Genomic DNA, 21,637 nt, shown 5'->3' with positions numbered 1-21,637 from the left:
CCTTGCTTTCTGCGTCAGGCGAGACGGGATCAAGCCTATGCGATGGCTTCCTTCGGCTCCAGAATGACGAAAAGGCCGTCCATGCGTTCGGATCGCACCGGAACCTCGTCAGCCAGCAAGGTGTCGTCGATCATCTCCACGACGCCGTCCGGAGACAGGGCCAAGCCGGTCGCGAAGAAGCTCTGGCGGTGACAGACCACAAGCAAATACAGCCAGCGGCCCTCGGCGTCGAAGCCGGCCGGTTCGATGGCGCGGACATGGCCCGCGCAGAGGTCCCGCAGGGCGTCGACGTCCGTCGCCCGGTCCGCCAGATCCTCGAAGGATTCCATGGGCTGGAACCGCTCTCCCTCATGGCGAACGCAGTTCATGAAGAGCCGGATGTAGTCCAGGCGCGCGTCCTCGTCGTGAAGGTGCGGGCCGACGGCGTCGTTCAGGTCGTGAATCCAGACCGAGGTTCCATCGACGGCCAGCACCTTGTTCTCGGTCAGCACGAAGGCGGCGATCCCGGTCGCGCCGCCGCTGACGCGGCCCTGGGTCTCGATCAGCATCCCCCCGCCATGACAGCGCAGCGGCCGCGTGCGGACCCAATCGCAGAAGCCGGCCAGGGGGAAGGGGGTGCGTGTCGAGCCGACGCGGTGGTGAGCGCCGATCAGGCGCAGGACCTCGGCCGCCGCCTCGGGGGGCAGATCTGTCCAGTCGCCGGGCAGGCCGGGCGACCGGCTCCAAGGCTCGCGCGGGCTACACACGGCGTCCGCCAGTCGCGCGGCCTCGACTGCAGTCAGCGGCCACCCCTCGTCGCGCGCCTGCAGCCAGGCAAGAGCCAGCTTGCCGGACCATACCGCGCTGGCCATGCCGGACAGGTCGTCGAGTTCGCGCCCGACCACGATGCGGTAGGCGTCCTGGGCGGCTGCGTAGAACACCGGGTCCGCTGTCACGCCGTCGATCAACATCGGAGCAAAGGGCTTCTCCTCTTCAGTCGGCCTTTCGAGCCTTCGGAGCAAGGGCGTGAGCTCGGTCAGGCGGGGACCCAACTGGGCGTTGGGGGCCATGTCCAGCAATGCCTGCACTTGTTGCAGTCGCTGGGCGTCCAGAAGCAGGCGGTTCTTCAGCGCGCCGTTGACCGCAGGAAGCGCCCTCATCAGGTCGGCCGCGTAGCCCAGAAGGTAGCTCGCGACGACGGAGTTGGACCACATGCGCTCGGTGAGGGTGAAGAAGCGGCCGTCCAGGTCCGTCGGCGTCAGGACCTGAGACGAGTTTCGCAACGGAGCGAGGGCGACCGCTTCCGCCATCCTGCGGCACACACTGGCCTCGCCGGCCAGCCTTCGTCGCGTGTCCGCCTCGTCGCTCTCGATCGAGTTGAGAAACTCTGCGGCGAACCGGAGCGCGTCGCCGGCGAGCACGCCGACCGTGTCGCCCTCGCGTCGGGCGGGATTGAGGTCCGGCGTCGGCGGCGCGGTCTTGGCGTGCATGTTTCCCTCTCCCCTCCGGGACGCGGCCAAGGAGGCCGCGTCGGCCTGATCGTCGCCAAGTATCCACCGACGCAGGCGGGCTCTGCGCTCCAGGGTCATTGGAAGCAATGCGAGCGGACGGGGACGCGGTCGGCTGATCGGCGAAGCAGGTCTGCGGCGGGCGGTGATGCGAGACTGAGGAGGCGAGTGGGCATGACGGTTCCTCCCAGTCAGCGTCGTGCAAGCGGATTGCGGATCAGGCCCAGGCCCGAGGCGATCAGGCCCGCGCCGGCGGCGAGCAGCAGCCACGGACCGATCTCGACGGATATGAGAGCCTCGGCCTGGGCGGCCGCAGCCTCGCCGAGCGGGTTCATGGTCGAGATCAACCCCAGGATCGCCGACCGCAGCAGGAAGGTCAGGCCGCCGGCGAGGAGGGCGGCGATGCCCGCCGCCAGCTCCCAGGGGCGCAGGGCCGCGCCCGCCCAAGCCTGCCAGACCAGCCACAGGGCGGCGAGCATGGCGGCGAAGCGCAGGATCAGGGCGGCGTCCACCGTCTTCAGGAAGCCGACCGCGCCCAGCCCCTTGTGGATCTCGGAGCGCTGCTCCTCAAGTGAGGTTATGCGATCCCCGACATTGCCGTAGCCGTAGACGCTGTCCGGGGCGCCGGCGCCGCGCCGGGCGGCTTCGGTCTGGAAGCGGGCCAGATCGCGTTCCAGGTCGGCCAGGCGGCGCCGACCCTGCTCGGCCTGTTCGAGGTTCGGTCTGACGGCGGCCGTGATCTTGTCCAGCCCCAACTGGGACACGGTCATCATCGGCGAGGATAGAGCCGGCAAGAAGAAGGCGATCATCACCAGGAGGGCCAGCGGCAGGGCCAGGGTTCCCTTGAACAGGCCGATGACCTTTTCGCCGCCGGACGACCGGGCCAAGGCCTCGACCGAGGCCACGCCGGCGCCGGTGAAGGCGCCGACGGCCGGATAGACGTCTCGCGCGGCGCCGCCTTCAACCTCGAAGTCGACGCCGGCCCCGACCGAGGCGGGACGTTCGCCGCGCCAGTCGGCGGCCTCGTAGCGATAGCGCTTGCCGTCGTCGCCCGTGATGGCGCCGGCCAGTTCGCCGGTGGCGACGCCCAGAATCTTGCCTTTCATGGCTCATTCCTCCTGTTCGAGATTGATGCGTCAGGCCGGCTGGGGCGCCGTGGTGAACTCCGTCAGGACGTCGTCGACCAGACGGATGTTCTTCTGGGCCCGGGCGATCACCCACCAGCCGATCAGCGCCATGGTGACGCCTGCCGGGATGCCGATGATGGTCAGGCAGACGAGAACGCCGGAGACGATCAGCCCCCATCCGCCCCGGACCGCCGTTCTCGACGTCTGGACCAACGAGGCCTTCACGGATGCCAGCACGTCCAGGTCGGCGGACCCGGCGCGCTTGAAGGCGCCGAGCGCTGCGGACCGTTCAATTCGGTTGGGGAAAAGCGGGTTCTCCATGCCTGTCGGCCTCCGTTAGGGAGCGCGCCTGTCGCGCTGCCAGAAGGCCAGCGTGGCCGGTTCGCTCCACAGGGTCCTGACGTCGAGCTAAAGAAGTTCTCAAGTCGTCAGTCGATGGTCGTCGAGCGTTGCCATTTCGGACCGGCGTCCCATAGGTTTCCTGATCGCAAGCGTCGTTCGAGGGGGCTTCATGGCAGAGGGTGGTTCCGGAGCGCGCCGGAGACGGCGCAGATGGCGGTTCGCGGACGCAGTGTTCGACGAGGCCGCCTGGAGCCTGTCCGTATCCGGCCAGCCTGTGGAACTGGAGGGCAAGCCGCTTCAGGTTCTGCACGAACTGTTGCTCAGCGCCGGTGAGGCGGTGACCAAGGCGGAACTCTTCGATGCCGTCTGGCCTGGCGTCCACGTGGTGGAAGCCTCCCTGACCACGGCCGTGTCCAAGCTGCGCGGAGCCCTCGGAGAGGGCGGGGCCGATGTGATCCAGACCCTGCCTCGGGTCGGCTACCGCCTGGCGGGGCCGGTCGAGATCGAGCAGTTGTCGACGCCCCTGGCGCCGCGCTTCGCCTTCGCGCCGGGGGACACGGTTCCAAGGCGTCCGCAATGGGTGCTCGCGGAGGCGCTGGGCGACAGCGGCGCCGGCGACGTCTGGCGGGCGCGCCACCAGAAGGTCGATGAGAGCCGCATCTTCAAGTTCGCCGACGCTCCGGATCGGCTGCGAAGCCTGCGCCGCGAGGTCGCCCTGTTCCGACTGATGCGCAACGTGCTGGGCGATCGGCGGCCCTGCGTCGACGTGCTGGAATGGAATTTCGATGCGGCGCCCTACTTCATTGAAGCGGCGGACGCGGGACGGGACATGCGCGCCTGGGCCGGCGCCCTGGAGGGGGGGCTGGCCGCCATGCCGCTGGAGTCCCGGATCGCCGTCGTCGCCGACCTGGCGCGCGCTGTGGCGGCTGCGCATGGCGCAGGGGTGCTGCACAAGGACCTGAAGCCCGCCAATGTGCTGATCGAGACGCCGCCGGACGGCCCCCCCGTCGTCCGCCTCGCTGATTTCGGCAGCGGCTGGTTGGTCGATCAGGCGGCGCTGGACCTGCATGGCATTTCGGGCGGCGGCTTTCCGCCGGGAGAGGATGACGCCTCGACCCGCTCCGACACCGCCGCCTATCGCGCGCCCGAGGTGGCGCAAGGGGGCGCGCCGGGCATGGCCGCGGACATCTATGCCTTGGGGCTGATCCTCTATCAGATGACCGTCGGCGACCTGGACCGGCCGCTCGCCGCCGGCTGGGAAGGGGAGGTGGATGATCCTCTTCTGCGCGAGGACATCGCCCTGGCCGCCGCTGGTGACCCGAGCCGGCGGCTGGAATCCGCCGCGCTGCTGGCTGAGCGGCTCGATACGCTCGCACAGCGGCGCCAAGCCCGGACCGAGGCCGAGGCGGAAACCGAACGGCGCGAGGCGGAACGTCGTCGTGAGGAAGCCCGCGCCACCCGACGTCCGTGGGTCCGGCTGGCCGCCGGCCTGGGCGCGATCGGTCTTGTCGCGACCTCGACGGCGGCGCTGGTGGCGGTCAGCCAGAGGAACGAGGCCCGGGCTCAGACAGCGGCGGCCGAGGCCAGCTACGCCTTCCTGGTGGACGACCTTCTGGGTCAGGCCAACCCGCTGTCCGGTTCGGCCGCCGAGGAGACGCTGGCGGCCGCAGCGTTGCGCGCCCGCTCCACCGTCGATGCTCGTTTCGCCCGTCAGCCCGAGGTGGCCGCGGGACTGCACCTGTCTCTGGCTACCGCCTTCGTCCAACGGGGGCAGTATGACGAGGCGCGCCTGTCGTTCCGCCTCGCCGCCGCCGCCTACGAGCGGGCGGGACTGCAGGACTCGCCCGCGGCGGCGCGCGCGCGTCTGTTGCATGCCCGAGCCGAGGCGTTGTCGGCCCAGCCCGGCGGCCTGGCCGCGGCCAAGACACTCGCCGCCGCCGAGCGCCGTCGCCTGGGCTCGGGCGCTGACAAGGGCATGCTCGGCTTCCATCTGGCCCAGGCCGAGGCGGTGATCGGCTTCTTCGAGGACCTGGACGCCGCCAGCGCCGCCTTCGCCCGCGCCCTGGCCATCGCCGAAACCCGACCGGCCGGGCTGTCGGAGCGCGACGTTTTGCTGGTCCGCCAGCAGCAGGCGGTGGTGCTGATGCGCCTGGGGCGGCCGGCCGAGGCCCTGCCGATGACGCAGCAGGTGGCGACGGATTGGAGCCGCACCCTGGGACCTGACCACGCCAACACCCTGATCGCGCGCCAGCACCTGGCCCAGGCCCGGCTGATGACCGATGATCTGGAGACCGCACTGGCCGAGGCTGACGCCCTGTTGCCGGTGATGACCGAACGGTTCGGCCGCAACAGCCGCTACACCCTGGGTCTCCAGTCGACCCGCTACGAGGTTCTGGCGGCGTTGGGTCGATATGCGGAGGCGGCCGGGGCGGCCGAGGCTGTGTGGAAGGGGGCCGAAATCAGCCAGGGACCGAATGCGCACCAGACGCTCGGCGGCCTCAATGACTTGGGCGCGGTCCAGTGCCGGACCGACGACCGACGCCAGGGCCTGCGCCATCTCGATCAGGCCTATCGCGCCTCTCGCGAGGGGTTCGGCGACGACTATCCCCTGACCCATGTGATCCGCTTCTATCTGGGCGAATGCCTGGTTCTGGACGGGCGGTACGGCGAGGCGAAGCAACTCCTGACCCAGGTGGACCGGGCTCGGGTGGGGGCGCTGGTCGGCGACGCGGACTGGGGTGTGATGCTGGATCTGGCTCTGGCCGAGATCGCCCGGGCGCAAGGCGATCAAGCCGAACTGACCCGCCTGCGGACGCATCTTGAGGATCTGAAGGGAGCACGAACTCCACCCCTCGAACGCCGCCGCTATGCCGCGGTCATGGGTGTCGGTTGAGCCTGTCGACGAGCCGACCGGAGGGGCGCTTGATCGTCCCGGAGCGCCTTATCAGTTCCAGAGCTGCAGGGCGCGTCCTGCGGTCGGCGGAGTTTGGATGCCGATGACGGTCGCCAGGGTCGGGGCGATATCGATGGTTCGGATGGGGAGGAAGCGTTCCTGAGCCTGCGTGCCTGGCTTCCAGAAGAGAATGGGCACGCGTCGGTCGTAATCCCAGGGCGTGCCGTGGCCTGCGATATTGCCCCCTACGCGTCCGCCGCCGGTCACATTCGCGGCGCGCACCATGATGATGTCGGGTGATCGCGTAGCCACCGCCGACAGGCGCATGCGTTCGCGAAGGGTAAGGATTTCGGGCTGCTCGCTGGCGGGCAAAGGGTCGACCAGCAGGCGGTCGCGCGCTTCGGCGAAGACGATGTCGGGCAAGCCCTGCAACAGGGGCAGAGCGGCCTCGATGACTTGGCTCCGCAGCGGCTCCGGCAAGCTCAGTTGGGTCCGGTCCGCTACGATTAGACCGCTGGAACCGGACTGAAGCGGAGAGGCGTCCAGGTTGAAGCGCTGACGCAAGACGGCGTTGACGGTCGCGAGCGGGGCGGAATCGATCCGATGGGCATGGGGATAGCCGCGCCGCGCCAGCCGCTCGACAAAATCGGATCCGCCGTGGTCCGCCGTCAGGACCACGACAACGCCGCCGGGTAGGCTCTCTAGCCCGGCCAGGAAGCGCCCTAGCGCCTGATCAAGGCGGTGCATCTGTTCGCACATTTCCGGTCCCTGAGTGCCGTAGGCGTGCCCGATACGATCAGTCGCCGAGAGACTGACGCCGAGCAGATCCGTCGTCTGGCCCTGGCCGAGCCGCTGGCTGTCGATGAGGTAGGCGGCGACCCTCAGCGTCTCTTCGTCCAGGGCGGGAGAGGAATCGAAGTCGTCCTTGGCCGGCGGGACTGTGGAATGAAGCGCTCGGCCGCCAATCTCCCAGTCGGATTCCAGCGCGCGGCACTGGGACTGGCTGTAGGTCCAGGCATGGGGCGCCGCGGCCTGGCGGCGGCGGAACTCGACGTTGAAGGCGTCGACGGCGGCCAGACGCGCCGGGGCGCTCTGACCAGGCTCGACATAGGTCGTCAGGCCGTAGTCATCGGTGAACCAGTATGCGCCGTCGGGATGGTGGCCAGCCAGATTGATCGCGCCTCGATCCTTGCCCGACACGGCGAAGACCCGCGAGGCGGGGCGTTGGTCCTTAAGCCAGTCCCCCAGGCTGGAGGCGCGGATATTGTCGGGGCCGACAGGGCCGTTGTCGCTGTTGCGGCCATGCGCGAGCGTGTTGCGCGGGGCAGACAGGCAATAGACTTCCTTGCCCGTCGTCGGATCAATCCAGTCATTCGCGGGGATGCCGGTCTGGGCAGGATGCATGCCGGTCAGGACTGTCGAGTGTCCGGGACAGGTCTCGGTCAGACCATGGGTCTGATAGCCGTTGGTCGATACCAGGCCTTCGTCTGACAGCCGTCGCAGGCCGCCGGTCCAGCGGCTGCGATACTGGTTGAACAGGTTGGCGCTGAACTGATCGACCACGACAACGACGACCAGTTTCGGAGGATGGGAGGAGGACGCAGCCGTGTCCTGAGCATGGGCGAAATTCGATGATGCGCAGAGAAGCGCCGCCAGCGCGATCGCGAAGCGTTTTGACATGGCCGATCCTGATGAAGGGTTGGACGCGTTGACCCGGCGGAGACCGGCGACGCCCGCATGGGCGCCGCCGGAACCGCGGACGTCTTAGAACTCGACCTGGACGCCCAGGGTGAAGGCGCGGCCGGTGATGCCGTAGGCTGAGCTGTAGTTGTAGGCGTTTCCGCTGTCGGTGCCGTCCGGCAGGAAGGGACCGTAGTCGTTGAAGATGTTCTTCACAGTGCCGAAAATCTTCAGGTTCGGATTGTTGATATCCGGCTTGAAGCTGACGCTCAGGTCGTGGCGCCAGTACTCATCGAGGTAGAGATAGAGCGGGTCCGCCCACCCGGCGGCGACCGCCTGCTGCCGGCGCTCCAGGCTGTCGACCACGTCGCCGATGAAACGCGAGGACCAGCGCACGCTCCAGGCGTCATCATACCAGGACAGGCCAAACCGGGCCTCGTTCTTGGCTGTACCGACCTCGCCGACGGATTCCACCAGCTCGACCTTGTCGATGCTGTCGTACTCGGTGCTCAGTTCAAGGCGGCGGCTGTAATTGACGCTCGCGCGGAACGTGCCGGGCACCTTCCACTGCTCCAGATCGAAGCGATAGGAGGCGGCGACATCCACGCCCCGGGCGCGGGTTTCATTGAGGTTTTGCTCCTGATTCAGGATGCGCACCAACTGTCCGTTCTCGTCGCGAGTGATGGTGTCGCAGAAGATGTTGTCCGCGCCGGACGCATCCGAATAGCAGCCCAGCAACAGGGCCGAGTTGCTCAGCGACGAGATCACGTCGCTAATCTTGATGTCGTAGTAGTCGACGCTGGCCTCGAAGCCCGGCAGATAGCTGGGACGATAGACCAGACCGACCGTCAGGGTGTCGGCGGTTTCCTCGAACAGGTTCGGATTGCCGGCGTTCGGCGCCTTGATCTGCGTGCTCAGCTGGCGGAACGTTCCGTCGGACGCTGCGGCGATGGCGGCGGCGATGCGGCCGTCGGCGCGGCAGTTCTGGGCGACGATGCCGGCCGTGTTGGCCGTCACCCCGCTACAGACGTCGACGACGGTGTCGGCGTCATCGCGCGGCGGCGAGAAGAGTTCGCTGGTGTCAGGCGCACGTTGGGCGCGGGCGTACTCTGTGCGAAGGCGCAGGTCGGCAATCGGCGACCATTGCAGGCCGGCGCGATAGCTGACGGTCGTGCCCACGGCGTCCAGGCTGTAGTCGGCGACGCGGACAGCGCCGTTAAGCACCAGGCGATGTGCGAACGGCAGGTCAGCCAGCAGCGGAACCGAGGCTTCGGCGAAGACTTCGTTCGCCTTGATGGTCCCCTCGTATTCCGGGAGGAAGGACGAGCTGGCTACGCCGCTCTGGATTAGGGGATCGGTGCGCGTCTGGGTATGATCGCGGCGGCTTTCGAAACCGAAGGCGGTTTCGATCGGGCCGGCCGGTAGTTCGAACAGCGTGCCCGAGACATAGCCCTCGATCGTGTCCTGACGATTGGTCGGACGATAGAAGGTGTTGGCCCGAATGTAGTCGGCCATCTCCGGGGTTATGGATCCCACGCCGAAGAGGTTCAGTGGAACGCAGCCGTCGGCGCGGGCGGCGGCGCTGCGGCACTGGACCACGCCGTTGACCCGCTCGGAGTCCAGGGCCCATTGGACGCGTTGCAGGTTCAGCGTATTGCCGCGAATTTGTTCGCCCGAGAACTTGCCGTAGCCGTAGGTCAGCTTCCAGTCCCAGTCATTGGGCAGGGTCCCCTCGATGCCGAGCCAACCGCGGATGGTCTCGCGCTCATTGTGGATCAGGTTGGGACCGACCTCGACCACGCGACGACGGAAGTCGATGCCGGAGCTGGAGGCGGCGGACTTGATCTCGGTCGGAGCGAAGGGGTTCAGGGTGCGGGACATGCGTCCCACCGTGAACTCGTCGTTGACGCCGAAGCTGGTGGTGTTGCTGATCGTCGTGGGTTCGCGGGTCGAATCCGTCACCACGTTCGAATAGAGGGCCTGACCCCAGATCTTGAGATTGTCGGTCAGGGCGTAATCAAATTTGGCGGCGCCGTTCAGGTTGTCGCGCGGCGTGATCAGGGTGCCGGCGCGGCGGGTTTCATAGCCGTCGACGGCGGTGACCATGTTGGGTCTAAGGCCAGAGTCGTCATAGAACCAGCGCCCGCTGATAAAGCGGCCGCCAGCGATATTGGTCGACAGATCCGGCGTCGTCACGGTGTTGCTGGCGGGCAGATAGAGGATGGATTCCTGGGCGCGTTCGCGGTCTGTCGCCTTCAGCTTGAACTGGCGATCATAGGTGGCGCCGGCCATCAGGTAGAGGCGGTCGTCCAGAAATCGGCGGCCGCCGCCGATGGAGTATTCTATCGACTCGCCGCCGCCGTCATAGGTCGTGCCGCCGACGACGCGGGCGCGTACGCCGTTCAGATTGCGCTCGGTGATGACGTTGACCACCCCGGCGATGGCGTCGGAGCCATAGACGGCCGAGCCGCCGCCCGTCGTCACCTCAACGCGGTCGACGAAGAACTCGGGAATGGTGCTGAGGCTGACGGCGTTCTTGTTGCCGGCGTTGGAGACGGTGCGGTGGCCGTCGATCAGGGTCAGGGTGCGGTTCTCACCCAGATTGCGCAGGCTGATGGTCGACAGGCCGTTGGCCTGGGTCGCCGTCTGGCTGTTGGCCAGAGAAACACCTTCTTCGACGCCCGGAATGTCCGTGAGCGCTTCGGCCAGGTCCATGTAGCCGCCCTCGAGCAGGGCTTCGCGTTCCATGCTGACGACAGGTGTGGCGGCGTCGAAGACATTCTTCAGGCGCGAACCGGTGACGACCACTTCCTCGACTGTCGAGGCCTCGTCGTCGTTCCACGTCGTTCGTTGAACCGGTTGGCGCACGATGGCCAAGGCGCCGGAGCTGTCGCGTTGAACCGTCAGGCCGGTGCCTTCCAGAAGGCGACGAAGAGCGGTTTCGGCATCAACAGCCTCTCGTACGCCACGCGTCTGAACGCCTCGCACGTCCTCGGTCCTGTAGACCAATTGCACGCCAGCCTGGCGCGCATAGGCGTCTAGCGCGCCTTTCAACTCGCCTGACGGAACGTCGAAGTTGCGCGTCTGAGCCGCTGCAGCTCCCGCCAGTATCAAGGCGCAAGCACTGCCTGTCAGCATGTGCCGCAAGAACGAGACCTTGGTCATAAAACCCCCTTTGTCGTCCGGATTGGACGGCTAAGGGATTGTGACAAGATGAAGGCGGAAACCCTCTACAGCTATTCTGATATTTTAACGATTTCGCCGTCGCGGTCGATTTCCAGCCCATAGGCGCTTTGCAACAGTCGCACGAAAGCCTCGACGTTGGCGGCCTCAAAACTCCCGCCGATGCGAATGGCGGCGGTCTGGGAGTCGAGCACTTTCAACTGGGTCTGATTGTAGCGATTAAACTCGACTGCGGCGTCCGCCAGGGTGATCTGATCGAACACCAAAAGGCCGCGACGCCAGGCGAGTTGGTCGTCCACGCGCTGGTCCGAAGTCCGGCTTTGCAAGACAGAGGCGCCCAGGCCTGTCGCGACATCGCCGCGAACCAGCACGACGGGCCTGGAGGCGGGATCGACCTTCGAACCGCTGAGCCGGACGCGCCCCTCGGCGACGAGCACCTGCACCTTGTCGCCGTCACGTCGAACGCTAAAGCGCGTGCCCAGCACGCGCACGGTCCGATCACCCATGTGAACGGTGAAGGGGCGCGATGCGTCGTGGGCGACGTCGAAATAGGCCTCGCCCTTGTCCAGCCAGGCTTCGCGACTGTCAGACGACATGGCGGCTCGCAGGCGGGTTTCCGTGTTCAACTCGACGCGCGACCCATCGGACAAGGCCACGAGGCGGCGCTCTCCGGTGTCGGTCGCGTACTGAGCGGGGTGGGGCCAGAGCAGGGCGGTCGATGACAGGACCACCACGGCCAGGGCGGCCGCCAGGCCTGCAACCCAATGGGTCAGGACCCGGCGGGGCGTGGCGGGAGGCGGCGCTTCCATGATGACTTCAGTCAGGGTGTCGGGACCGCGAAGAGCGACAAGGCGTCCAGTCTTCTCCCAAACAAACTCGAGGCGCCAAAAGACGGTTTTATGTTCGGCGGAAGCGTCCAGCCACGCATCGAGGCGAGCTTGCTCCTCGCTTGATAGCCCATCGGCTCGGCGCGCCAGCCAGTAGGCCGCGGTATCTTCAACTTCGTTGCGGGCGCTCATGATCGAGACTCGCTTTTGGCGACGGATGTCTTGGGCGGAGAGCGTCGTATTCGCCCTTGACCGCCCATCATGTAGTCGGTGAGGGCTCGAAGACCGTGAACCATCTGCTGTTCAACGGTGCTTACGCTGATGTTGAGATGAGCCGCCACCTCCTTGGTGGACAGGCCTTCGACGCGACGCAGCGTCATCACCTGCCGGCAACGCGACGGAAGCCGTTCCAGGCCTGCCTGAACGCGCCTCAGTTCGTCTCTCGCCGTCAGCTGTCTGTCGAGATCGGCCGACATCGCCTCAGGAAAGGAGGCTTCAAGATCGGCCACCAGGTCAAAGGACACGATCTTGGCGCGTTTGGCGGTGTTGATGAGATGGTTCCGAGCCGTGGTGAACAGGAAGGCGCGAGCCTGAAGCGGGAGTTGTTGTTGGGCCGCCGTGTAGACCTTGGTGTAGATGTCCTGCCTCAGGTCAGCCACGTCGCTTTCGTTGCGCCAGTTGCGGCGGATGAATCGCGTCAGGGCGGCTTCGAGAGGAAACACCTCTCGAAAGAACCACGCCTTCAGCTCATCATCTTCGACCATCACGTTCCATTCCGCTACGCTGGGCCGCGCCCAGGGCGATTCATCAGACACTTCAGTTCGATAATCCCCCTACAGGACAAGCCACGAAAACAAGACGAAATCCGAGATGGTTGAGGATCTAGTCCGGTCCATGGTTTCAATGAGCGGCGCGCCCGCTCGCTAGCCGAAGCACATGGATCGCCTTGTGCGACGAAGACCGGACCAGCTGAGACGACGACGTCTGTTTGGCGTGACAGCATTATTCTAGGGTGGCGTTCTGATGATGCGGGACGCGACGTGACCCTTTCCACTACCGATCGGTTGGCCGTGGTGATCACCGGCGGCGTCTGGCTGGCGGCAGGGACGTTTCTGCTGTTGCCGAGGGTGGCGACCGTCGGCGCTCTTGAGCCCTGGTTTGTCCTGGTCGTGGCCTTCGCCGCCCTGGCGGGCATGGCCTGGTGTTTGCCGCTCTATCTCATCGTCCGGCGTGTTCACGCCCTGCCGGTCGCCCGGCGACTGCCGATCCTGGCCGCGGCGATCATTGCCGCCGGGATCGCGGTCGCGCTGACGGATTCCGTGTTCGGGCTGTGGGTCGCCGAGCGGACGGAAGGGATCGGCGCACGGGCCGGCCTGCTCCGGCATGCGCTGGGCAACTTCACCGGTTTCGCCAGCTTCTGCGGCCTGCTGGCGGGGCTGTACGACATGCTGATGACCCAGCGGGATCTGTCGGCGCGAGAACAGGAAGTCGCCGCGGCGCGGCTCAGCGTGACGGAGGCGCGGGCGGCGGCCACGGCGGCGCGCCTGGAGACCCTGCGCTACCAGTTGAACCCGCATTTCCTCTTCAACACACTGAACGCCATCTCGTCCCACGTGGTCACGGGCCGGGCGGGAGAGGCGGAGGACATGCTGACGCGCCTGTCGACCTTTCTGCGCAAGACCCTGGCGAGCGAGGGCGAGGGCCTGAGCACCCTGGAGGCCGAGCTGGAGATGCTGCACGGCTATCTGGACATCGAAGGCGTGCGTTTCGGGCAGCGGTTGACGGTCGAGTTCGCCTGTCCGCTCCACCTGATGTCGGCGCGCTTGCCGCCCTTCATCCTGCAGCCCCTGGTCGAGAACGCCGTCAAGTACGGCGTGGCCTCCACGCCGCGCCCGGTCACGGTCAGGATCGAGGCCGAGCGCAGCGACGATGGGCGATTGATGCTGGCGGTGGAGGATGACGGCGACGGCTCGGCGGCGGCGGCGCCCTCGGCCGGGGTCGGGCTTCGCAACGTCCGCGAGCGCCTGCACGTTCTTTACGGCGAAGCCGCCGTTCTGACCGCCGGTGCGACGGCGAGCGGTTATCGCGCCAGCCTCTGCATTCCTCTGGAGATGGATTGATGCGCCTGCTCATCGCCGACGACGAGCCGCCCGCGATAGAACGGCTGGAGGTCCTGCTGAAGGCTCTGAGCCAGGTCACGGTCATCGGCTCGGTCAGCGACGGGGTCCAGGCGGCCGAGGCCATTGAACAGCTGCGGCCGGATGTCGTGCTGCTGGACATCCAGATGCCGGGCAAGAGCGGCATGGCGGTCGCGGCGGACCTGGAGCCGAAGGACCGCCCCGAGATCATCTTCGTCACCGCCTTCGAGCATTTCGCGCCGGACGCCTTTGACGTCGAGGCGGCGGACTATCTGCTTAAGCCCGTGCGGTTCGACCGTCTGCGTCAGGCGATTGATCGGGCCGAACGCCGACGCCGCGAGCGCGAGGCCCTGGCCAGCCTGGTCGAGGTCGCGCGTGAGCCGCCTGTCGCGCCCGCCGAGGCCCTGTGGGTGCCGACGCGCAACGGCGAGGTGCGGGTCGGGATCGAGGACATCGACTGGATCGAGGCCGCGCGGGACTATGTCCTGCTGCATACCCCGGCGCGCAGCCATATCCTGCGGGCGACGATGACCGCCATGGAGGCGCGTCTGGCCTCGACCGATCTGATGCGCGTGCACCGCTCGGCCATGGTGCGGCCGTCACGCGTGCGGGGCATCGAGCGGGTGTCCAAGTGGCAGGTTTCGCTGGTCATGGCGGACGGCGTCTCGGTGGCCGTGGGTCCCAACTATGTGCGCGCGGCCCTGGCCGCTGTCCGGGCCGAGGGCGGAGCCCTGTCCGACATCGCCGACTAGGCGGGCGTTCGTCTCGTTCTGGCGGATGCTGGCCGCAGGCTTCTTGCGCGGAGACGGCGGCGCGGCCCGTGTGCGATCCGGTTTCCTGTTCTGCCCGGAGGAGAGAGAATGCGCCGCCTGTCCATCCTGATCCTGGTCCTGACCGCCTTGCCCGCGAGCGTGGCGGGCCAGACGCCCGCCTATCCGCTGCGCATCCCGTCTTCCGGGGGCGAGGTCGTGATCCCCTCGGCGCGCCATCAGTCGGCCTATGACGAGATCGGCTACGCCCCGGCGCGGCGCGTCGGCGACATCCTCTATGTCTCCGGGGCCATAGTCTTTCGCGCGCCCGGCGAAGGTCAGGACGCAGCGGCGCTGGATGCCCAGGTGCGGCGCACCTACGCCCAACTGGCGCGCACGCTCGAGGCCGCCGGCGCGACCTTCGACGATGTGGTCCTGGTGAACAGCTTTCACGTCTGGGACCCGCCCCTGTTCGTCGGCGAGCGGGCGGATCAGACGGCGGCGATGGCCAGGGTCTGGCGAGAGTTCTCGACGGCGCCCCGGCCAGCCTGGACCGCCGTCGGCTCCAGCGGCCTGCTGGCCGAGACGGGCTTCATTGAGATCCAGCTGACCGTCCACCTGCCGCAGGGGGCTGGCGAGCCCTGATTTCATCGCGCGGCGGCGGGCGTTCGTCGTGTTGCGCGGCTCCGGTCGCGGGGCTGTCGCTTCCAGTCTCGCTGAGCCGGGCGCGGCGATCCGGCGATGCTAGCCATGCCTCCATTCATGGAGGTCAATCATGCGCACCATCACCCTGTCGGTGTCCGCCGCCGCCCTGGCGCTTCTCTGCGTCGGGCCTGTTCACGCTCAATCCTTCCTTGAGAGCCTCGCGCGTCGCGCCGTGGACCGCGTCGCCAGCGAAGCCAGTCGCCGCGCCGAGAGCGCGGTCGAGGGCATGCTGTCCGGTCAGCGCGAGGACGCATCCGACGACGCCGAGGCGGGCGAGGCGAGCGTCGAGCCTGAAGTCGCCGTCGCGGCGCCGCGGGCCGCGTCCGGCCGCGCCGCGCGCGCTTCCGGTGGCGGGCGGACGTCCGCCGCTGGGCCGGCGCCCTGGCCGTTGAACCCTGGCGCGGCCACCTATACCGGCGAGCTGCGTTTCGATCCCGTCTACGACGAGCAGTTCAAGGCGCTGCAGGAGTTCGGCAAGTCGCCCTGCTTCAGCTGCGAGGGCGGCTACGCCTTCGACACCTTTATTTCCTACCATGTCGACGCCGCCGCCGAGGGCGGGGTGCCGGGGCGGGTCGGCCGCCTGGCGGTCGGCGAGTCCTTTACCTGGCGCGGCGAGGTGTCGACCGGGCGACTTGAGGTCCTGTCCGACACGCCGGTCGGCGCCTTTCCCTGCAAGCAGATACGCCTGACCCTGACCAAGGGCGAAGAAAGCCGCGACGCGCTTGGCCTCTATTGCAAGGGCAAGTCGCACGCCTACGCCGCCGACATGTGGGTTCGGGTGCTGTGAGGGGAGGCGGGGTTGAGTCCTTCGGGATCGAGCGTCGTCTGCTGGCGGTCGTTCTGGGCGTCTTGAGCGCGGTTGGCGCTGGGGCGTCGGTGGTTCAGGCGTTCGCCCAGGATGCGGGGCAGGCGACAGCCGTGACGGCGCCGGACCGGGCGGAGGGTTTCCAGCCCGTCGGCCGGCTTCAGGTGCGCTTCGACCGACTGGAGCGACCACGCGGCAGCGCCGTGGTCCGGGCGGTGGTCACGATCCGCAATCCGGGACGCCAGGCGCGCCACCTGCCGTCCGGGACCTTTCGCGCAGTTCTGACCGACGCCGACGGCGCGGGCCAGGAAAGAAACCAGATCTGGCGCGGTTCGGGCGAGCCGGCGGCGACCTTCAACGGCACGCCCGTGGTCATGCCCGGCGAGGAACTGACCGTGCGCTTCATCTTCAATCCCGACATTCCCCGGCTGGGAACCCTGACGCTTTCGAGCGGCCGGGAGCAGGCCGTGTTCGATCTGACCGGAGCCTGACCTTGCCTCGTCCTCTTCATCATCTTCGGGTCGCGACGGCCAGCGCCCTGGCCCTGCTGACCGCGCTTGCTCCGGCGGCGCCGGCGTTGGCGTGGAAGCCGAACACGCACATCTATCTGGCCGAGGAGGCGATGAAGGACGCGATCGCCGACGGGCGGGTGACCCTGTTCGAGGTCGATCCCCAGACCGGGCGCGTGGTGGGAACCCTGGGGTCCTTTGCGGTGGATCCCAAGGCCCTGGCGGCGCTGCGCGGCGGAGGCTCGCAGTTCCGCGCCGGGGTGCTGGGGCCCGACGCCTATCCCGACATCCTGACCGGCCAGCAGATCATCCATCCCGACGAGTCCGTCGGCGAAGGCGGCCCCAGCGGCAGCGACGCCTGGCTGAGCTGGATCCATCGACGTGGCTTTGTCGAGAGCGATGACCCGCGCATCAACGCCTTCGCCCTGGGCTATCTGACCCACGCCGCCGGCGACGTCTTCGCCCACACCTACGTCAATCACTTCGCGGGCGGCGAGTTCGCCCTGTCGCCGCCGATGAATGCGGTGAAGCACCTGACGCTGGAGGGCTATATCGGCGAGCGCACGCCGCAGACCATCAACGCCTTCTCGCGCCGCATCGCCAGCGGTCGCCCCTGCAATACGCGCAAGCAGGACGACCTGGAACTGCCTGACGACGAGCCCTGCGGCGTTCGCTACAACAACGTCCATCTGCCGGTGACGAACTCGGACGTCAGCATCGCCGGCGTCGAGGACTTCATCTGGCGCGAGATGATCGACGCCCGCCCCGGGACCGTTCTGGCCGACCGCCTCTATCGCGGCGAGGCGGTCAACCGCTCGATCCCCCACATCTTCTCGGCCCTGCGCGCCGAGCTGGTGAAGAAGGTGGAGGACTATGAGGCGCGACGGGCGCGCCTGGGCGGGGTCGAACGGGTGGCCTTCGAGGCGACCAACGGCCCGGGCGCGGCCTACAACCGGGCCTGGATCGAGGACATTGACGCCGGGCTCAAGGCCTGGCCGGCGACCAGCCACGAGATCGCCAGGGCGCTGATCCTGCCCGGACCCGGCGGGACCGACACCGAACGCGCCGAGACGGCCATGGGCCAGTATGTGCGCCAGCACCTGCTGTCGATGGCGGGCCTGCCGGACGGGGCCATCTTCACGGTCGGCGCCATCGTCGACATCGTCGGAGCCATCATGCCCGAGGTCTTCGTCGGGGTGCTGGAGGAGATCCTGCGCGCGCCGCTGGACGCGGTGATCAAGGGGGTGACGGACCGCGACATCCGGCAGTGGACCGAACTGCTGACCCAGCCGCACGCCCACTTCAACGACATCATGATGCAACCCGGCGGCGGGCACGGCGGCGCCGTGGACCGGCCCATCGACTTGACGACCTTCAACCGGGAACACCTGCGCCTGACCGACGCCGCCTACGCCGATCCCAGCCAGAAGTGGGCGATCGACCAGTTCGCCCCGGCCTTCAACACCCTGCAGCTGACCAAGATGATGCTGCTCAGCGACCAGGGCCGGCGCGAGCTGGAAGAGGCGCTGCGCGCCCGCGGCGTCCAGACCGACCTGGGCTCGGGCAATCTGATGCTGGGCTGGGTGCGGTCGATGGACGCCGGCAACCAGTGGCAGGCCCTGCCTTCGAAACAGGCGGGTGAATCGCCCCTGCCGCCCCCCGCCCGCGGCGACGGCATGGCCTGGCGCAAGCTGTTCATGCCCCAGCTCGGCGAAGCTGAGCGCTCCGCCGCCGAGCCTGAGCCCCAGCCCCAGCCACAGCCCCAGCCCGAACCGGAAGCACAGCCTGAGCCGCAGCCGAAAACAGAACCTCAACCCCAGCCGGAGCCTGGGCCGGGGCCTCAGCCGCAACCTGAGCCGGAGCCTGCACCGCCGCCTTCGACCTTTGAACCCGTGGGCCGGTTCGACGTGCGTCTGGAGCGCCTGGAGCGGCCGCGCGGCAGCCGGGTGGTGCGCGCCGTCGTGACCGTCCGCAACGCCACCGAGACGGTCCAGTATCTGACGTCCGGCGCCCTGCGCGCCATCCTGACGGACGCCGACGGCGTCGGCCAGGAACGCAACCAGTTCTGGCGCGGGTCCGGCGATCCTCCGGCCTTGTTCAGCGGGACGCCGACCGTTCAGCCCGGCGCGGCGATCACGGTGAGGTTCGTCTTCAACCCTGACATGCCCCAACTCGACACACTGACGCTGATCGACGCCGGCGAACGGGTGGAGTTCCGGCTGTCGGGCCGATAGCCGCCGGTCGCATTCAGGGCGGTTTTCATCGCCTGGGCGACGCCACGACGGCGCTGGCCGCAGCCCCCGCGACGCCGGCTCGCTCCGGGATCATCGTCCGGCATGACCCATCGACCACAAGGAGCGCGACTGAAATGATCCTGGCCGCCATGATCGCCGTCCATCTCTCGACCGCCTTGCCCCCGACCGTCACCGGCGCCTGGTCCGGCCAGACCGATCGTCAGGAGCTGGTCCTGCGGCCCCGGCTGCAGCTTCGCCCCTATGCCGCGCCGGGCGTGACCAGCCTGGGCGGAACCGTGGGCTACGGCTCGGCCACGGTCACTACTGTTGAAACCACGCCGACGCCGGTGCAGGTGCGGCGTCGGCATGACCTGTCGCTGTCCCCCGGCGGGGCGTTCCGGCTGACGACCGTCGAGACGACCGATCCCCAGACCCGTTGCCCCACAGTGCGGACGACCGAGCGTTCGGGCTCGGTCGTGTTCGAGGGGGCGAGCCTGACGCTGCGGGACGCCGTCGTCCAGGCGTCCGAGCGGGCGGCCTGCGGCGAGGCCCGCCGCGTGTCGGCCGCCGCAGAGACGCGGCGCCTGACCCTGCGCGACGGGCGTCTTCATCTGAATGCGCCCCAACAGCAGGTTTCGCTGTCTCGTGCCGGTCGTTGAAGCCATGATGAAGAGGAAGCCTGTCGCGATCACCTGCCTGACGACGCTCGTCTGCGCCTTTGCCGCAGGCGGCGCGGTCGGGCGTGATGTCGATGCCGCTGCGGCCGTTGCGTCCTCGCCCGCCGCCGTCTTCTGGGGTGCGGTGCGCGATCAGTTGCAAGGCCGCTATTATCCCGGGCCGACAACGGATGTGGCCGCGATCGTTCGTGACGCCGAGACGGCCCTGGCCGAGCGGTGTCGCGCCTCTGGGGCGGCCTGCCCGGAACAGGCGGGAGTCGAGGTGGCCCAGAAGGCGATCGCGGACCTGGGCGATCGCCATACGCGTCTTTCCCGCCCGGCCCCGGATGCGGCCGCCCGTCGAGGACCGACGGCGCAGGCGTCCGCCCTGGGCTGGATCGTTCGCGCGGGCAGGACCTCAGGCGCCCTCTACGTCGCCTGGGTGTCGCCGGACGGGCCCGCCGCCCTGGCGGGCGTGAGGCGCTTCGACCGCCTGATCGCGGCTGAGGGCGAAACCGCCGCCAGCCTCAACGCCCGCAGCACGCCGCTGAAGCTCGGTCTGGCGCGCAAGGGCGCGGTGATCGAGGTCGAGCTGACTCCCGGTCCTGCTCGCATCGCCTTGCCCCGTCTTGATTGGAAGGGACGATACGCGATTCTGCAGTTCCCTGGCGGAGCCGGAGAAGGAGTCGCCCAGCACGCGCATGACCTGGTGCGGCGCGCGAGTGAGGAGGGCGCGCAGGGTCTGGTTCTGGACCTTCGCGACAATCCCGGGGGCGGGGTCCAGTGCGCCGCCATGGCCGCCGCCTTCATGGATTATCAGGTCGTCATGACGGAGCGTGCGGGCGGCAGGCGGACCATCACCGTCGACGAGGGCGGCGTCCGTGTGGAGGAAGCCGGAGAGATCGAGGAACTGCGTCTTGAGCGGCCTGCCCGCTGGGGCGCCCCGCTGGCCATCCTCGTGAACCAGGGCACCGGCAGTTGCGCGGAAGCCGTGGCGATCCAGGCGAGCCTGGCGGGACGGGCGCATATCTTCGGTGAACCGAGCGTCGGCGTCGGCAACAACGTCATCCAGCCGGTCGACCTGCCCGGCGGTTGGCGGCTGCTGATGACGGTCGCCTATGGATCGCGCCCGAACGGCGAGGCTCTGCCGTCCCGACCGCCGCTCGACGTGGAGGTCGCCGACGATCCCCTGTCGATCGCCGACAGCGGTCATGACAAGGCGCTCGACGCCGCGCTGGAGTGGTTGCGACGCGCGAGGTGATCTTCCGCAGCCCAACCTTGAGTTCGCCTGGAGGCGGGTTTGGAAGAAGCTGACGACCTGCCTGTTCATTCCCTGATGGGCGAAAGGCCGTCATCGGCGGCGACGCTTGCTGATCTGGCGCTATGGAACCGGGGAGACTGGTTCGTGAACCGAACCTGATCGGCAAGTTCTGATCTCGACGGCGGACCGACGTGGGTGTCGGTCCGCCGCCTCTTGCCGGGGCCTATTGGCGATTGCGATGCAGGAGGGTCTGGACGTGTGGCCGCCTGTATCGCCTTTCTCCTAGTTGCCGCTGCGCGCCTTTTCGATCTCCAGACGCGCCGCAGCCAGGTCCCGTTGGAAAGCGCGATCACCCTTCAGTCGGGCGACCATGGCGGCGCCGACCAGCCGGCCGGCCTCGACGTCGCTGGCGTAGTGAACGCCGCAGATGACGCGGCTTTCGCCATAGGCCAGGCCTCGGGCCAGGATGGCGTCGGCGCGATCAGGCGCCAGTTCGGACAGGATCAGGGCCCAGGCCCAGCCCATGGCTGCGTGGCCGGAAGGATAGGAGCCGCTGCGGCCCAGCCAGGGCTCCGGCGGGAAGCAGGTAGTCGCCGGCTCGGCGATGAAGGGGCGGGGACGGAAATAGCCCTGCTTGGCCGGGGTCTGGATGGTCTCCAGATCACCGAGCATCTTGCCGAGAAGCAGGGTCAGGGTCGGCATCTGTTCCGGGGTAAAGCGGATGCCCAGGGCTTCGTCGAAGATGCGCGGGGCGGCAGGCGTCTCGATTTCGTTGTCCGCCGCCGCCTGACGCCAGCGGTCGCCGCCCTCCAGGGCGCGGGTGGCGCGATAGGTCTCCACGTCCGCCTGCTGACGCAGTGAGCCGGCCTCGGGCGGCGGCGGCAGGAAGGCCGAGGCGTCGGGCGCGTTCTCTTTGGTCAGATAGCCATGTGGATGGTCCCTGAAGCCTTCCCAGAAGACGGGGGCCGGTGCGGTGGCGCAGGCGGAAAGACCGATCAGGACGGCGGCGACGGCGATCGCTTGGGCAGGCTTGTGCATGAA

At 68.1% G+C, this 21,637-nt stretch carries 17 protein-coding genes; 9 read left to right on the top strand and 8 right to left on the bottom strand.

Annotation, left to right across the window (positions count from 1 at the left end; genetic code table 11):
* Positions 1–35 precede the first annotated feature (35 nt).
* From ACZ5XO_RS10525 to ACZ5XO_RS10515, 3 genes are all read right to left on the bottom strand, one after another.
* Positions 36–1,469 carry a hypothetical protein gene (locus ACZ5XO_RS10525; protein ID WP_464162309.1) on the bottom strand — a complete coding sequence of 478 codons (1,434 nt, stop codon included), beginning with the start codon at positions 1,467–1,469 and terminating at the stop codon, positions 36–38.
* A gap of 209 nt (positions 1,470–1,678) precedes the next feature.
* Positions 1,679–2,593, bottom strand: a complete 915-nt coding sequence (locus ACZ5XO_RS10520) for a hypothetical protein (protein WP_464162308.1) — start codon at positions 2,591–2,593, stop codon at positions 1,679–1,681.
* Between the two features lie 30 nt (positions 2,594–2,623).
* Positions 2,624–2,935 carry a hypothetical protein gene (locus ACZ5XO_RS10515; protein WP_464162307.1) on the bottom strand — a complete coding sequence of 104 codons (312 nt, stop codon included), beginning with the start codon at positions 2,933–2,935 and terminating at the stop codon, positions 2,624–2,626.
* Positions 2,936–3,185: 250 nt separating this feature from the next.
* Between ACZ5XO_RS10515 and ACZ5XO_RS10510 the strand changes: the two genes are divergently transcribed.
* Positions 3,186–5,849, top strand: coding sequence for a tetratricopeptide repeat protein (locus tag ACZ5XO_RS10510; RefSeq protein ID WP_464162306.1), 2,664 nt, complete (start codon positions 3,186–3,188; stop codon positions 5,847–5,849).
* Between the two features lie 51 nt (positions 5,850–5,900).
* Here ACZ5XO_RS10510 and ACZ5XO_RS10505 read toward each other — a convergent pair whose 3' ends face one another.
* The 4 genes from ACZ5XO_RS10505 to ACZ5XO_RS10490 form a co-directional block, all read right to left on the bottom strand.
* On the bottom strand, positions 5,901–7,529 hold the full coding sequence (locus tag ACZ5XO_RS10505) for an alkaline phosphatase family protein (RefSeq protein ID WP_464162305.1): 1,629 nt from the start codon (positions 7,527–7,529) through the stop codon (positions 5,901–5,903).
* A gap of 84 nt (positions 7,530–7,613) precedes the next feature.
* Complete coding sequence (locus tag ACZ5XO_RS10500) at positions 7,614–10,694, bottom strand: TonB-dependent receptor domain-containing protein (protein ID WP_464162304.1); 3,081 nt, start codon at positions 10,692–10,694, stop codon at positions 7,614–7,616.
* A gap of 71 nt (positions 10,695–10,765) precedes the next feature.
* Complete coding sequence (locus ACZ5XO_RS10495) at positions 10,766–11,731, bottom strand: FecR family protein (RefSeq protein ID WP_464162303.1); 966 nt, start codon at positions 11,729–11,731, stop codon at positions 10,766–10,768.
* Entirely contained in the window at positions 11,728–12,303 is a 576-nt protein-coding gene (locus ACZ5XO_RS10490; RefSeq protein WP_464162302.1) for an RNA polymerase sigma factor, read from the bottom strand. The genes ACZ5XO_RS10495 and ACZ5XO_RS10490 overlap by 4 nt, the downstream gene beginning before the upstream one ends.
* A 276-nt stretch (positions 12,304–12,579) precedes the next feature.
* On the opposite strand from ACZ5XO_RS10490, the gene ACZ5XO_RS10485 reads away from it, so the two are divergent.
* The 8 genes from ACZ5XO_RS10485 to ACZ5XO_RS10450 all read left to right on the top strand — a co-directional run bounded on the left by ACZ5XO_RS10485 (position 12,580) and on the right by ACZ5XO_RS10450 (position 20,596).
* The gene (locus ACZ5XO_RS10485) at positions 12,580–13,659 is read left to right on the top strand and encodes a sensor histidine kinase (protein WP_464162301.1); all 1,080 of its coding nucleotides are present in this window, start codon (positions 12,580–12,582) and stop codon (positions 13,657–13,659) included.
* Complete coding sequence (locus tag ACZ5XO_RS10480) at positions 13,659–14,429, top strand: LytR/AlgR family response regulator transcription factor (RefSeq protein WP_464162300.1); 771 nt, start codon at positions 13,659–13,661, stop codon at positions 14,427–14,429. Before ACZ5XO_RS10485 ends, ACZ5XO_RS10480 begins: the two co-directional genes overlap by 1 nt.
* Before the next feature lie 108 nt (positions 14,430–14,537).
* Positions 14,538–15,071: a Rid family hydrolase gene (locus ACZ5XO_RS10475; protein ID WP_464162299.1), complete on the top strand. Its 534-nt coding sequence runs from the start codon at positions 14,538–14,540 to the stop codon at positions 15,069–15,071.
* A gap of 130 nt (positions 15,072–15,201) precedes the next feature.
* The gene (locus ACZ5XO_RS10470) at positions 15,202–15,918 is read left to right on the top strand and encodes a hypothetical protein (protein WP_464162298.1); all 717 of its coding nucleotides are present in this window, start codon (positions 15,202–15,204) and stop codon (positions 15,916–15,918) included.
* Between the two features lie 89 nt (positions 15,919–16,007).
* Positions 16,008–16,427 (top strand): hypothetical protein, encoded by a 420-nt coding sequence (locus tag ACZ5XO_RS10465; RefSeq protein WP_464162297.1) that lies wholly within the window; start codon positions 16,008–16,010, stop codon positions 16,425–16,427.
* A gap of 2 nt (positions 16,428–16,429) precedes the next feature.
* Positions 16,430–18,679: a zinc dependent phospholipase C family protein gene (locus ACZ5XO_RS10460; RefSeq protein WP_464162296.1), complete on the top strand. Its 2,250-nt coding sequence runs from the start codon at positions 16,430–16,432 to the stop codon at positions 18,677–18,679.
* A gap of 134 nt (positions 18,680–18,813) precedes the next feature.
* Positions 18,814–19,338, top strand: a complete 525-nt coding sequence (locus ACZ5XO_RS10455) for a hypothetical protein (protein WP_464162295.1) — start codon at positions 18,814–18,816, stop codon at positions 19,336–19,338.
* Between the two features lie 7 nt (positions 19,339–19,345).
* Positions 19,346–20,596: a S41 family peptidase gene (locus ACZ5XO_RS10450; protein WP_464162294.1), complete on the top strand. Its 1,251-nt coding sequence runs from the start codon at positions 19,346–19,348 to the stop codon at positions 20,594–20,596.
* 282 nt (positions 20,597–20,878) lie between these two features.
* Here ACZ5XO_RS10450 and ACZ5XO_RS10445 read toward each other — a convergent pair whose 3' ends face one another.
* Complete coding sequence (locus tag ACZ5XO_RS10445; RefSeq protein ID WP_464162293.1) at positions 20,879–21,634, bottom strand: acid phosphatase; 756 nt, start codon at positions 21,632–21,634, stop codon at positions 20,879–20,881.
* Between the last annotated feature and the right edge of the window lie 3 nt (positions 21,635–21,637).

This window comes from Brevundimonas sp. T2-11 (assembly GCF_055397675.1).
This window is presented reverse-complemented; position numbering and strand designations above follow the sequence as displayed.